Source organism: Microbacterium aurantiacum (assembly GCF_040532595.1).
Classification (GTDB): Bacteria; Actinomycetota; Actinomycetes; order Actinomycetales; family Microbacteriaceae; genus Microbacterium; species Microbacterium chocolatum_B.
Window position 1 is genome coordinate 393,601 of the sequence record NZ_JBEVYX010000002.1, and the last position, 12,978, is coordinate 406,578.

Here is a 12,978-nt window from a genome sequence, read left to right on the forward strand (position 1 = left end):
ACCATCGCGGACATGTGCGCGATGACGGATGCCGAGGGCCTGTTCGATCCGCGATCGAGCACATCTCCGCGATCGTGCGCACCGGGAGGGGCGGGTGTCACCCGGCGACCTCCTGATACGCCGCGAACAGCAGCGACTCGTCGGGCGCGCGCAGCACGGTCGGACGGGCGATGTCGTCCAGGACGATGAATCGCAGCATCCCGCCCCGGCTCTTCTTGTCGCGCTGCATCGTGGCCAGCAGCTGCGGCCAGGCACCCGCGCGGTACGCGGTCGGAAGACCGAGGCTCTCCAGGACCGTGCGGTGTCGCTGCGCGGAGGCGTCGTCGAGGCGTCCGGCCAGGCGCGAGAGCTCCGCGGCGAAGACCATGCCGATCGAGATGGCGGCGCCGTGGCGCCAGCGGTAGCGTTCGGCGTGCTCGATCGCGTGGCCGAGCGTGTGCCCGTAGTTGAGGATCTCGCGCGGGCCCGCTTCGCGAAGGTCCTCCCCCACCACGCGGGCCTTCATCTCGATGGCGAGCTCGATGCATCGCCGGAAGCCCGCGCTGTGCGGGTCGACGGCGGCGACGGGATCGGCCTCGACGATGTCCAGGATCTCGGGGGCGGAGATGAAGCCCGCCTTGACCACCTCGGCAAATCCCGCGGTGCGCTCGTTCGCCGACAGGGAGTCGAGCAGATCCAGATCGCAGACCACGGCGCGCGGGGGCCAGAATGCGCCGACGAGGTTCTTCCCCTCGGCGGTGTTGATGCCGGTCTTGCCGCCGACAGCCGCATCGACCATCGCGAGCACGGTGGTGGGCACCTGGACCACGGCGACCCCGCGCAGCCACGTCGCGGCGACGAACCCGGCGAGATCGGTCACCGCGCCTCCGCCGAAGCCGATGACGGCGTCGGTGCGTGTGAAGTCCGCCTGCCCGAGCACCTGCCAGCAGAATGCCGCGACCTCGACGCGCTTGCCCTGCTCGGCGTCGGGGATCTCGGCGAGCAGGACCTCGCGTCCGCCCTCGAGCAGCTGCTGTCGCAGGGCCCCTGCCCGCTCGGCGAGCGTGGGCGCGTGCACGATGAGGACCTTCCGGGCCGCGGCGGGGAGGGCGTCACCCACGCGATCCAGGATGCCGCGACCGACGAGGATGTCGTACCCGTCGTCACCGGCGACGGTGATCGTGGTGGTGTCGGCTGCGGGATCGGTCACGGAAGCTCCTTGGGAGGGTCGGACGACGGGGATGGCGTCGGCGAGGTCGAGGACGGGGCGGCGGCGGAGCGGGCCCAGGAGGCGACGGCCTCCACGACGCGCGACAGGGGGCCGCGAGAGGTGTCGAAGGTGACGTCGGCGACCGCGTCGTACAGCGGCCGCCGCTCGGCCCAGATGCGCTGCCAGCGCTCCAGCGCGTCGTCGCCCGCGAGGAGGGGGCGGTCGTCGCCGTGCAGGCGACCGGCCACCGTCTGGGCGTTCACCGTCAGAAGGACGACACGGTGCGTCTCCAGCAGCGCACGGGTCCGCGGGTCGAGGACGGCGCCTCCCCCGAGGGCGACGACGCCACCGGCGCGGAGCGCCTCGGCCACCGCGCCGTGCTCGAGTTCGCGGAACCGGGCCTCGCCGTGCGCCGCGAAGATCTGCGGGATCGGTCCGTGGTCGCGCACGACGATCTTGTCCGTATCGGAGAACCCCACGCCGAGGTCCCGCGCGACCCGACGGCCGATGCTGGTCTTGCCGGCCCCCATCGGGCCGACGAGGACGAGGGTGTCGCGCTCAGGCGGGATCATGCGTGGCGAGGACGGCATCGACGTCCGCGCTGGAGCGGAGCGTCGCCGGGATCGCGGCGAGGTAGCCCTCGAGGTTGCGACGCGTCTCACCGATGCTGTCACCGCCGAACTTCTCCAGCACCACGTCGGCCAGGACGATGGCGACCATCGCCTCCGCGACGACGCCGGCGGCCGGGACAGCGCAGACGTCCGAGCGCTGGTGGTGCGCGGCCGCGGTCTCGCCCGTGGCGACGTCGACGGTGCGCAGGGCCCGCGGGATCGTCGCGATGGGCTTCATCCCCGCGCGGACGCGCAGCGGGGTGCCGGTGGACATCCCACCCTCGGTGCCGCCGGCCTTCTCGGTGGCGCGGGTGATGCCCTGGGCGGCGGCGAACAGCTCGTCGTGCGCGTCGGATCCGCGGCGCGTGGTGGTGAGGAAGCCGTCGCCGACCTCGACGCCCTTGATGGCCTGGATGCTCATGAGCGCGTGCGCGAGCTTCGCGTCCAGGCGACGGTCCCAGTGGACGTGCGAGCCGAGCCCCGGCGGCAGACCGTAGGCCAGCACCTCGACGATGCCGCCCAGGGTGTCGCCGTCCTTGCGCGCGGCATCCACCTCCGCGACCATGCGCGCGCTCGTCTCGGGATCGAAGCACCGCAGCGGATCCGCGTCGAGGCCGTCCACGTCGTCCGGGGTCGGTACAGGATGCCCCTCGGGGACCCGGACCGGGCCGATGGAGAGCGTGTGACTGACCAGACGGATGCCGAGCTCGCCGAGGAAGGCTCGTGCGACGGCGCCGAGGGCGACCCGGGCGGCGGTCTCGCGGGCACTGGCGCGCTCGAGGATCGGGCGCGCCTCATCGAAGTCGTACTTCTGCATCCCGACGAGATCGGCGTGGCCGGGACGAGGGCGGGTGAGGGCCGCGCCGCGTCCGCGGGAACGCTCGGTGAGTTCGGTCGGCTCCGCGCTCATCACCTCGACCCACTTCGGCCACTCGGTGTTGCCGATGCGCAGCGCCACCGGGCTGCCGAGGGTGAGTCCCTGGACGACCCCGGACGAGATGGACAGATCGTCCTCCTCGAACTTCATCCGCGAGCCGCGACCGTAGCCGAGCTTCCGGCGCGCGAGATCGGCTTGGATCGCGGCGCGCGAGACGGGGATGCCGGAGGGGAGGCCCTCCATGATGGCGACGAGTTCGGGGCCGTGCGATTCGCCGGCCGTGAGCACGCGGAGCATTGGTCTAGTCTCCCACGTCGTCCGGGTCGGATGACGCGTCGAGCGGTCCATCGGCCGCCGAACGCATCGCGGCCAGGACAGCGGCCTCGTCCGGGAGGGGCGTCTCCGCCTCGCCGGAGGAGAAGATGCGCACCTGTCGGACCGCCTGATGCAGCAGCATCCCGAGCCCCGACAGCGCCGTGCCCCCTTCGGACTGCCAGAACCCGGCGAGGGGGGTGGGCCAGTGTCCGTAGACGACGTCGAGCAGCAGGCCGCCGCCCCGTGCCCACCCGCGGGCGTCGCCCTCGGCCACCGACGCGTCGCCCGGGAGGGTGGCGACGGTGACCGGTGCCGGTCGCGGTGCGGGGGCGCCGAACGGCACGCCGCGCACGCGCGCACCCAGGGTCTCCCCCAGGAGGACGAGCGGCTCCACAGCCTCCGGGCGGCGGGCGACGACCTCGATCTCGCGCGCGCCCATCTCGGTCATCGCGACCAGCGCGGATGTCGCGGTGGCACCGGCTCCGATGATGCGCGCGGACGCCACCTCGTCGATGCCGGCCTCGGCGAGAGCGGCGACGATCCCGCCGACGTCGGTGTTGTAGCCACGAGGGGCCCCGGCCTCCGGGAGGAGGGTGTTCACCGCGCCGGTGAGCCGGGCGTGCCGGTCGTGCGTACGGGCGGTGCGGTGCGCGATGGACTTCAGCGGCATCGTGAGGGACAGCCCGCGCCAGCGCCCGTCGAGATCGGCGAGGGCGCGGGGGAACCCGGCCTCGTCGACGCGGCGACGCGTGTAGACCCAGTCGAGTCCGAGCACGCGATAGGCGGCGGCATGCAGCTGGGGCGATCGGCTGTGCGCGATCGGATCACCCCACACCGCCAGCCGGTCGCCGGTGATCAGCACCCCGAGTCCGGGTTGTCGCGGCACCACGCCTGCCACTGCGACACCGCGGCGTTGTGATCGGCGAGGTTGTTGGTGAACACCGTCTCCCCGGAGTCGAGGTTCACCGTGACGAAGTAGAGCCAGTCCCCGTCGGCGGGGTTCAGCGCCGCGGCGATCGCGACGTCGCCGGGGTTGGCGATCGGACCGACCGGGAGTCCCGTCCGCACGTAGGTGTTCCACGGGTTGTCGTCGAACTGCGCTTCGGCGGAGGTGCTCGCACTCCCCGCATGCATCTCGCCGTAGCCGTACTGAGCCGTGGAGTCCATCTGCAGGAGTCCGAAGGTCTCCTGATTGGTCGGATCCAGGCGGTTCTGGATGACGCGCGAGACCTTCTGCATGTCGGCTTCGAAACGGGCCTCGCGCTGGATGATCGAGGCGATGGTCAGGATCTCCTCGCGGTCCTCGACCGGCACGCCGGCCGAGTCGAGTGACTGCACCGTGCGATCCACCAGTCGCTGGATGACCTGCGGGGCGGTCGTCCCCGGGTCGAAGGTGTACGTGGCAGGGAACAGCCAGCCCTCGAGTGTGTCCGCCTCCACACCGTACGCGGACGGGTCGGCGACCGCGGCCTCGAACTCCTCCAGCGGGATGCCGGTGCCGTCGGCCAGCCGCCCGAGCGACTGCTCCACCGTGAGGCCCTCCGGGAGCTGCGCGGAGTCCTCCATCTTGTTCTCGGGGTTCAGCAGCGCCTCCAGCGCCGCCTCGGACGTCATCTGGCGCTGCAGCGCGTAGACCCCCGGCTGGAACGGCGGGTTCTGCGCCGTCGCGATGAGGTAGTCGTAGAAGGCCCCGGGGGTCTTGGTGACCCCCGCCTCGAACAGCGACTGGGAGATGGGACCTCCGCTGTCACCGCTGGCGATCGTGACGAACGCCTCCCCGTTGGCGAGGCCCGGCTCGTAGTCCTTCGGCTCCTCCCAGCCCATGACGGCGCGGATCTGGGTCTCGTAGGTGTTCCACACCCAGAGGCCACCGGCGGCGACGCCGCCGACCACGAGGAGGACGAGCGCGAGGGCGATCCACATCCCGACCCGTCGGCGCCGTCGCGGAGTGCGGGGCGACGGCCCCGCCTCGTCGACCGCGCTCTCCCGCGCGAAGAGGTCCTCGAGGGTGGCCGTACTCGCGGAGCTGCGCGCCGCGCGGACGGGCTGGTCCGCGGTCGCCGACGACGAGGACGCGGCCGCCGAGGACGCCGCCGCGGCGGTTCCTCGACTCGGCGTCGCCGGAGGACGCGTGATCGAGGGCGTCGGCGCGGACCCCGACTCCCCCGGGGTCGTCGTCGACCGCGGCGCATCCGGGCGCACCGGGGATTCGGCACCCGCATCCGGTGCCCGCCGAGCCTGGCGCCGCGTGAGCGGAGCCTCGGCGGATGCCGGGGTCTGTGCCGTCGGAGCGGAGGCCGGTTCCGTGCCGCGCGCATCGGCGCGGGGCTCGGAAGGGGCGTCACGCCCCGCGCTCGGACCGGCGCCGTCGCCGGCGGAGGACCGGGTCCGCGGGTCGGGCAGCTTGCCGAACAGGTCCGCGAACGGATCGGTGTCGTGGGGCATCAGGGGGACTCCTGGGGGACGGGTGTGCCAGGTGGGCGCCCCGTGCTCTTCTCCACATCGAGTGCATGCTGCAGGAGCACGACCGCGGCGACCTGATCCACAATGCTACGAGACGAACGCTGGCTCTTGCCTGCATTGCGGAGGACCGCGTGCGCGCTCACCGTCGACAGGCGCTCGTCGACCAGGCGGACGGGAAGGGCGACGCGAGCGGCGATCTCCGCCGCGAAGCCCCGCGCGTCGGCCGTGGAGGCGGTGTCCTCACCGCGCAGATTGGTGGGCAGGCCCACCCAGATCTCCGTCGCGGCGTATTCCTCCGCCAGGGCCGTGATGCGCGCCACCGCGGCGTCGTCGCGGGGCACGGTCTCGATCGGAGTGGCGAGCAGTCCGTCGGGGTCGCACCGCGCGACGCCGACGCGCGCGCGGCCGACGTCGATGCCGAGCCGCACGCCGCGGCGGAAGCCGCTCACGCGCTCAGAGCATCCGTCACGGCGGTCAGCGCCGCCGGGAGGGCTGCGGCATCCGTTCCTCCACCCTGCGCGACGTCGTCGCGTCCGCCGCCGCCACCGCCGAGCACACCGGCGGCGACCTTCACGAGGGCTCCGGCCTTGGCGCCCGCGGCACGGGCGGCCTCGTTCGTCGCTGCGACGACCACGGGTCGACCCCCGACGTCGGCGCCCAGCACCACGACCGCCGCGTCGCTGCCGAGGCGGTCCCGGACCTGCAGGGCGAGGGTCCGCACGTCGTCGGCGGACGACGCCGCACCGAGGGCCTCGGCGACCACGGTGACCGCGCCGACGCGGCGCGCGGCGGCCTGCAGCGCAGGAGCCCGTTCGCCGAGCGACTTCGCCTCGAGGGCGGCGATGCGCTTCTCGGCGGCCCTGAGATTCGCGGTCAGCTCGGCGATACGAGCCGGCAGCTGCTCCCGCGGCGTCTTCAACGTGGACGAGAGCTGCGACACCAGGGCGCGTTCGGCGGCCAACGACCGGAACGCATCGAGCCCGACCAGAGCCTCCACGCGGCGGTTCGACGCCCCCACGGACGACTCGCCGACCAGGTTGATCAGCCCCACCTCGGAACTGCGGGCCACGTGCGTCCCGGCACAGAGCTCGCGGGACCACGGGCCACCGATGTCGACCATCCGGACGCTGTCGCCGTACTTCTCGCCGAACAGCGCCATCGCCCCCAGGGCCTTCGCCTCGTCGAGCGGGAGGACGCGGGTCTGCACCTCGAGGTTGTCGCGCACGGCGTTGTTGGCGATCTCCTCGATCTCCGTGCGGGTCGCCTCGGACAGAGCCTGACTCCACGAGAAGTCGAACCGCATGTAGCCTGCGCGGTTGAGTGAACCCGCCTGGGTGGCGGTCTTGCCCAGTGTGTCGCGCAGTGCGGCGTGGACGAGGTGCGTCGCGGAGTGCGCCTGCCGTGCCGCACGGCGGTTCGCCGCGTCCACCACCGACGTCGCGGGCTGGCCGACACCGACCTCGCCCGACACCACCTCGACGGTGTGGCTGATGAGGCCGGGAACCGGGCGCTGGACATCCAGCACGTCGAGTTCGTACCCGGGCCCCACGATGACGCCCTTGTCCGCGACCTGGCCGCCCGATTCGGCGTACAGCGCGGTTTCGGCGAGAACGATCTCCGCGACCTGTCCGACCGCGGCGCGGTCGGCCGGATGCCCGTCGACGAGGATGCCGAGCACGCGCGACTCCGTCTCCAGATCGGAATAGCCGGTGAAGACCGTCTCGCCCTGAGCGCGCAGCGCCCGGTAGACGCTGGTGTCGGCGAGCTGCTTCTTGCGGGAGCGCGCGTCGGCCTTGGCGCGGTCGCGCTGCTCCGCCATCAGGGTGTCGAACGCGGCGCGGTCGACGGTCAGACCCGCCTCTTCGGCGATCTCGAGGGTGAGGTCGATCGGGAAGCCGTACGTGTCGTGCAGCAGGAACGCCTCCGCGCCGGCCACGGAGGTTCCGCCCGCCGTCTTCGTCGCGGCAAGGGACTCGTCCAGGATGGCCGATCCCGACGCCAGGGTCCGCAGGAACGTCGCCTCCTCGGCCAGCGCGTAGGGCGCGATGCGCGCCCAGTCCGCCTCGACCTCGGGATAGGCATACTTCATCGCATCGCGGGATGCCGCGAAGAGCTCGGCGAAGGTCGGACCCTCCACCCCCAGCAGCCGCATGGAGCGGATGGCACGTCGCATCAGGCGGCGGAGGATGTACCCGCGGCCGTCGTTCGACGGCGTCACGCCGTCGGAGAGCAGCATGAGGGAGGACCGGACATGGTCGGCCACCACGCGGAAACGCACGTCGTCCTCGTGGACTTCGCCGTACGTGCGGCCGGACAGCTCGACGGCCTTGTCGAGGACCGGACGGACCTGATCGGTCTCGTACATGTTGTCCACGCCCTGCTTGATGAACGCGACGCGCTCCAGCCCCATGCCGGTGTCGATGTTCTTCGCCGGGAGCTCCCCGACGATGTCGAAGTCGTACTTCGAGCGCACGTTCGTGATCTCGTACTGCATGAACACGAGGTTCCAGATCTCGACATACCGGTCGTCGTCGGTGGCGGGTCCCCCGTCGATGCCGTAGTCGGGACCGCGGTCGAAGAAGATCTCGGAGCAGGGCCCGGCGGGACCGGGAAGCCCGGTCGACCAGTAGTTGGTGTCCTTGCCGAGGCGCTGGATGCGCTCCTCCGGCAGGTCCGTGAGACGCAGCCACAGGTCGTGCGCCTCGTCGTCCTCCTCGTACACGGTGACCCACAGATCGGCAGGGTCGAAGGCCAGCCCACCCTCTTCCTCGGGCGAGGTGAGGAGCCCCCAGGCGAACCGGATGGCTCCTTCCTTGAAGTAGTCGCCGAACGACCAGTTGCCGAGCATCTGGAAGAAGGTGCCGTGCCGCGGGGTCTTGCCGACTTCCTCGATGTCGAGGGTGCGGATGCACTTCTGGTTGTCGGCGGCGCGCTTGTACGGCGCCGGGACGTCACCGGAGAGGTACGGGATGAAGGGCACCATCCCGGCGACGGTGAACAGCAGCGCCGGGTCGTCGGTGACGAGGGAGGCCGAGGGAACGATGACGTGGTCGTTCTTGCGGAAGTAGTCGAGGTAGCGCTGGGCGATCTCGGCGGTCTTCATGTGGGGATCCTTGCAGCACGGGCACACGCGTCCTCCGAGAGGGCACGGGTGCGGTTCAGTCGGTGAGCTTGTCGGCGGCCTTGCCCGCCGCGGTGACGGCGTCGTCGACGACGCCGGCGAATCGGGCTTCCTGTTCGCGGTACGCGTCGCCGATGCGATCGGTGAACTCGGAGATCCGCGCGTCCACCTCGGCGAGCACCTCGTGCCCGCGCGGGTCCTTGTTGACCAGATGCGCGAGGACGAACCCGCCGGCGATACCGAACACGAACCAGAAGACGTTCTTCATGTCACCACTTCCTCGCGGCCCCCATCCGCCGGGCCGCGGCATCCCCATCGTAGGCGGAAACAGCGAAGGGCGCCGGGTTTCCCCGACGCCCTTCGGCACGTTGACGGTGTGTCAGCGGGCCGCGTAGTACTCGACGACCAGCTGGACGTCGCAGACCACGGGGACCTCGGCGCGCTTCGGGCGACGCACGAGGCGCGCCTGCAGCTTGTCGAGCTCGACCTCGATGTAGCCCGGAACGGGGGGCAGCACCTCGGCGTGCCCACCGGCCGCGGCGACCTGGAAGGGCTCGGTGCCCTCGCTCTTCGCCTTGACGTGGATGAGCTGGCCCGGCTTCACGCGGAACGACGGGCGGTCCACGAGCTCGCCGTCGACGAGGATGTGGCGGTGCACGACGAGCTGGCGAGCCTGGGCGGTGGTGCGGGCGAAGCCGGCGCGCAGGACGAGCGCGTCCAGACGCATCTCGAGCAGCTCGACGAGGTTCTCACCCGTCAGGCCGTCCTTGCGACGGGCTTCGTTGAAGGTGTTGCGCATCTGCTTCTCGCGGATGCCGTACTGCTCGCGCAAACGCTGCTTCTCCCGCAGACGGACGGCGTAGTCGCTGTCGGCCTTGCGCTTGGTGCGACCGTGCTCGCCGGGAGCGTAGGGACGCTTCTCGAGGTAGCGGGCGGCCTTCGGGGTGAGGGCGACGCCGAGGGCGCGGGACAGACGGACCTTGCGGCGGTCCTGGGACTTCGTTGCCACGAAGACTTCCTTCCGATACGCGGCCGTGCGTGTCACGGCCTGCGGACGTATCCCCCCTCTTCGCCCGTCTGGACTGCACGCCGGGGCACGCCAGAAGGTCTGTGTCGGAAGAGGGAGATGCCCGAAAACTCGGTTTCGAGCCGTCCCATGCTACCAGAGCGACCTCCGCCGCCCTCGAAGGGTCAGGCGCCGTCGACGATGCGGCGGATCTTCTCCAACCGTGCTCCGATGTCCCGCTCCTGCCCGCGCGGCGTCGGGTCGTAGTAGCGGCGGCCTCGGAGCTCGTCCGGCAGGTACTGCTGCGCGACCACGCCCACGTCGCTGTCGTGGGGGTAGCGGTACCCCTTCCCGTGCCCGAGTCGCTTGGCGCCCGCGTAGTGCGCGTCCCGCAGGTGCAGCGGCACGCGGCCGAACCCCCCGGCACGGACATCGGCGATCGCCCGGTCGATCGCGAGGTAGGCGGCGTTGGATTTCGCGGTGGTGGCGAGGTAGGCGGTGGCCTCGGCCAACGGGATCCTGCCCTCTGGCATGCCGATGAGCTGCACCGCGTCGGCTGCGGCGACCGCGATCACGAGCGCCTGCGGGTCGGCGAGGCCGATGTCCTCCGAGGCGGAGATGATGAGGCGCCGCGCGATGAAGCGCGGGTCCTCGCCCGCCTCGATCATGCGGGCGAGGTAGTGGAGGGACGCGTCGGGATCGGAGCCGCGGATCGACTTGATGAAGGCGCTGATGACGTCGTAGTGCTCATCGCCCTGGCGGTCGTAGCGCAGCAGCGCGCGGTCGACGGCCTGCGCGACGTGGTCGGCGGTGATCTCGGGGCGACGCTCGGCCCCGTCGTCGTCGCCGTCCTCCTCCGGCGCTTCGGCGAGGGAGGCCGCCGCCTCGAGCGCGGTCAGCGCGCGGCGCGCGTCTCCGGACGCCAGCCGCACGAGGGCCTCCCGCGCCTCGTCGAGCAGGAGCACCGCGGCATCGAGCCCGCGCGGGTCCGTCACGGCGCGGTCGAGGAGCGACCCCAGCTGGTCGTCGGTGAGCGGGCGCAGGGTGAGCAGGAGGGAGCGCGACAGCAACGGGGAGATGACCGAGAACGACGGGTTCTCGGTCGTGGCGGCGATGAGGACCACCCATCCGTTCTCGACACCGGGGAGCAGGGCATCCTGCTGCGCTTTCGTGAAGCGGTGGATCTCGTCGAGGAAGAGGATCGTCGACTGGCCGTAGAGATCGCGCTGCGTCACGGCCTCCTGCATCACCTCGCGGACGTCCTTCACGCCCGCCGTCACCGCCGACAGCTCGACGAAGCGCCGACCGGAGGACCGCGCGATGGCCTGCGCCATGGTCGTCTTGCCGGTGCCGGGCGGGCCCCACAGGATGACGGAGGATGCCGTGCGACCGGTCGTCCCCGCGTCCGCGAGCTTCACCAGCGGGGATCCCGGCCGCAGGAGATGCTCTTGGCCGGCGACCTCGTCGAGCGACGCGGGCCGCATGCGCACCGCCAGCGGGGTCTGCCCCTGGAAGAGCGCGGCGGAGGAACTCACCCGACCAGGCTAATCGTCACCGCCGACGCCGCCGGTCAGGTTTGGGACCTCCCCCGCGCGCACCGTAGGATCGGGCCGATCGGGCTGGCACGCGCTCGATGTGGAGGAGAACCGGTGGCCCAGGCGAAGGACCGACAGGCGCGGGAGCGCGCGCGGCTGTACCAGGCGCGGACGGAGTTCCACCGTTCTCAGGGAGCCCGCCGTCGTCGCGACAATGTGATCGGCGGCGTCGTCGGAGGGCTGCTGATCCTCGCCGCCGTGGGCGTGCAGACCGTCTACTTCACCGCCGGCCCCGGCGTTCCCGTGCCGACGGAGTCCCCCGCCCCGACCGAGTCGCCCGCCCCCGCCGAGACTCCGACCCCCTCGGACGACACGACCCCGGCACCGGGTGAGGATGCACCGGAGCCCACGCCGACGCCGACCGAGTGAGTCGGCCTCCGGCGGCCCGGGCCCGCGTACTAGGCTGAGGAGCCGTTCATTCCCCCACAGGCGGAGAGATCCGCGATGAGGTGCATCCCGTGACTGCCGAAGCAGAATCCCGACCCGAAACCGCCACCGACACCCCGTCGACCGAGCCCTGGGGGCGCGTCGACGACGACGGCACCGTGTCCGTGCGTGAGGCCGCCGGGTGGCGTGTCGTCGGCCAGTATCCCGACGGCACGACCGAGGAGGCTCTGGCGTACTTCGAGCGCAAGTACGCCGACCTCGCCTCGGAGGTCACCCTCCTCGAGGTGCGCCACCGTCGCGGCGGGGCGTCCGCGTCCGATCTCCGTTCCGCCGCGAAGACGGTCGCGGGGAAGCTCGACGGCGCAGCCGCCGTCGGCGATCTCGCCTCGCTCGAGGCCCGCGTCGCCGCCCTCGTCGACGCGCTCTCCGCGGCATCCGAGACCGAGGCCGCCGCCGCTCGCGAAGCCGTCGACGAAGCGGTGCGCGAGCGCACCGCGGTGGTCGAAGCCGCCGAAGCGATCGCCGCCCGCGATCCGCGGACGGTGCAGTGGAAGCAGGCGTCGGCGGAGATGAGCGCGCTGTTCGATCAGTGGCAGTCGCAGCAGCAGAACGGACCGCGTCTGCCGAAGGCGACCGCGCAGCAGCTCTGGAAGCGCTTCCGCGATGCACGCGCGAGCGTCGACAAGCACCGCCGCGAGTTCTACGCCGAGCTCGACGAGGCGCACAAGGCCGTCCGGGACCGCAAGACTCGTCTCGTGGAGCGCGCCGAGGCCCTCGCCCCGCGCGGCGAGGAGGGGATCCCCGCCTATCGCGACCTCCTCGACGAGTGGAAGGGCGCGGGTCGCGCGGGCAAGAAGGCCGACGACGCGCTCTGGGCACGGTTCAAGGCCGCGGGCGATGCACTCTACTCCGCGCGCGGAGAGCGCGAGGCGGCGGATGCCGAGGCCTCGCGCGAGAAGATCGAGGCCAAGCGCGAGCTTCTGGTCGAGGCCGGGGCCGTGGCGGACGAGCGCGACATCGCCAAGGCCCGTCAGCTGCTCACCGGGATCCAGCGGCGCTGGGACGAGATCGGGCGTGTGTTCCCGCGCGACGCCGAGCGCGCCCTCGACGACGATCTGCGCAAGATCGAGCAGGCGCTGCGCGGACGCGAAGAGGTCGACTGGAAGCGCAACAACCCCGAGACCAAGGCGCGCGCCAACGACATGACCCGTCAGCTCACCGACGCGATCGCCAAGCTCGAGGCCGACGTGGCCGCCGCCGAGGCGTCCGGAGACAAGAAGGCGCTCGCACGCGCCACCGAGGCCCTCGAAGCCCGACGCGCCTGGCTCTCCGCCCTGGGCCTCTGACCCCTCCCCCTGACCGCGGGAGATATCCACAGGGCCGGCGCCCGACCGGCGGGAGGGCGCGCTACACG

At 71.9% G+C, this 12,978-nt stretch carries 12 protein-coding genes; 2 read left to right on the forward strand and 10 right to left on the reverse strand.

Annotated elements, in window-relative coordinates:
• Positions 1–97 precede the first annotated feature (97 nt).
• The 10 genes from aroB to ABXJ56_RS14140 form a co-directional block, all read right to left on the reverse strand.
• Positions 98–1,189 (reverse strand): 3-dehydroquinate synthase, encoded by a 1,092-nt coding sequence (gene aroB, locus ABXJ56_RS14095; RefSeq protein ID WP_354000355.1) that lies wholly within the window; start codon positions 1,187–1,189, stop codon positions 98–100.
• Positions 1,186–1,761, reverse strand: a complete 576-nt coding sequence (locus ABXJ56_RS14100) for a shikimate kinase (RefSeq protein WP_354000356.1) — start codon at positions 1,759–1,761, stop codon at positions 1,186–1,188. Before ABXJ56_RS14100 ends, aroB begins: the two co-directional genes overlap by 4 nt.
• Positions 1,748–2,974 (reverse strand): chorismate synthase, encoded by a 1,227-nt coding sequence (aroC, locus tag ABXJ56_RS14105; protein ID WP_354000357.1) that lies wholly within the window; start codon positions 2,972–2,974, stop codon positions 1,748–1,750. The genes ABXJ56_RS14100 and aroC overlap by 14 nt, the downstream gene beginning before the upstream one ends.
• A gap of 4 nt (positions 2,975–2,978) precedes the next feature.
• On the reverse strand, positions 2,979–3,878 hold the full coding sequence (locus ABXJ56_RS14110) for a shikimate dehydrogenase family protein (RefSeq protein WP_354000358.1): 900 nt from the start codon (positions 3,876–3,878) through the stop codon (positions 2,979–2,981).
• Entirely contained in the window at positions 3,848–5,437 is a 1,590-nt protein-coding gene (mltG, locus tag ABXJ56_RS14115) for an endolytic transglycosylase MltG (RefSeq protein WP_354000359.1), read from the reverse strand. The genes ABXJ56_RS14110 and mltG overlap by 31 nt, the downstream gene beginning before the upstream one ends.
• On the reverse strand, positions 5,437–5,904 hold the full coding sequence (ruvX, locus tag ABXJ56_RS14120; RefSeq protein WP_354000360.1) for a Holliday junction resolvase RuvX: 468 nt from the start codon (positions 5,902–5,904) through the stop codon (positions 5,437–5,439). The genes mltG and ruvX overlap by 1 nt, the downstream gene beginning before the upstream one ends.
• Entirely contained in the window at positions 5,901–8,558 is a 2,658-nt protein-coding gene (alaS, locus tag ABXJ56_RS14125; protein ID WP_354000361.1) for an alanine--tRNA ligase, read from the reverse strand. The genes ruvX and alaS overlap by 4 nt, the downstream gene beginning before the upstream one ends.
• A 55-nt stretch (positions 8,559–8,613) precedes the next feature.
• Complete coding sequence (locus ABXJ56_RS14130; protein ID WP_354000362.1) at positions 8,614–8,844, reverse strand: ATPase; 231 nt, start codon at positions 8,842–8,844, stop codon at positions 8,614–8,616.
• Positions 8,845–8,955: 111 nt separating this feature from the next.
• On the reverse strand, positions 8,956–9,585 hold the full coding sequence (gene rpsD, locus ABXJ56_RS14135; RefSeq protein WP_053547503.1) for a 30S ribosomal protein S4: 630 nt from the start codon (positions 9,583–9,585) through the stop codon (positions 8,956–8,958).
• A gap of 182 nt (positions 9,586–9,767) precedes the next feature.
• On the reverse strand, positions 9,768–11,117 hold the full coding sequence (locus tag ABXJ56_RS14140; RefSeq protein ID WP_354000363.1) for a replication-associated recombination protein A: 1,350 nt from the start codon (positions 11,115–11,117) through the stop codon (positions 9,768–9,770).
• Positions 11,118–11,231: 114 nt separating this feature from the next.
• Between ABXJ56_RS14140 and ABXJ56_RS14145 the strand changes: the two genes are divergently transcribed.
• The gene (locus ABXJ56_RS14145) at positions 11,232–11,546 is read left to right on the forward strand and encodes a dioxygenase (RefSeq protein ID WP_354000364.1); all 315 of its coding nucleotides are present in this window, start codon (positions 11,232–11,234) and stop codon (positions 11,544–11,546) included.
• An 89-nt stretch (positions 11,547–11,635) separates the two neighbouring features.
• Positions 11,636–12,910 carry a DUF349 domain-containing protein gene (locus ABXJ56_RS14150; RefSeq protein WP_354000365.1) on the forward strand — a complete coding sequence of 425 codons (1,275 nt, stop codon included), beginning with the start codon at positions 11,636–11,638 and terminating at the stop codon, positions 12,908–12,910.
• The last annotated feature ends 68 nt before the right edge of the window (positions 12,911–12,978 follow it).

Bases quoted from the DNA above. Each gene is read 5' to 3' on its own strand.
- ABXJ56_RS14100 (WP_354000356.1), bottom strand. From the start codon at position 1,761: ATGATCCCGCCTGAGCGCGACACCCTCGTCCTCGTCGGCCCGATGGGG.
- aroC (WP_354000357.1), bottom strand. From the start codon at position 2,974: ATGCTCCGCGTGCTCACGGCCGGCGAATCGCACGGCCCCGAACTCGTC.
- mltG (WP_354000359.1), bottom strand. From the start codon at position 5,437: ATGCCCCACGACACCGATCCGTTCGCGGACCTGTTCGGCAAGCTGCCC.
- alaS (WP_354000361.1), bottom strand. From the start codon at position 8,558: ATGAAGACCGCCGAGATCGCCCAGCGCTACCTCGACTACTTCCGCAAG.
- ABXJ56_RS14130 (WP_354000362.1), bottom strand. From the start codon at position 8,844: ATGAAGAACGTCTTCTGGTTCGTGTTCGGTATCGCCGGCGGGTTCGTC.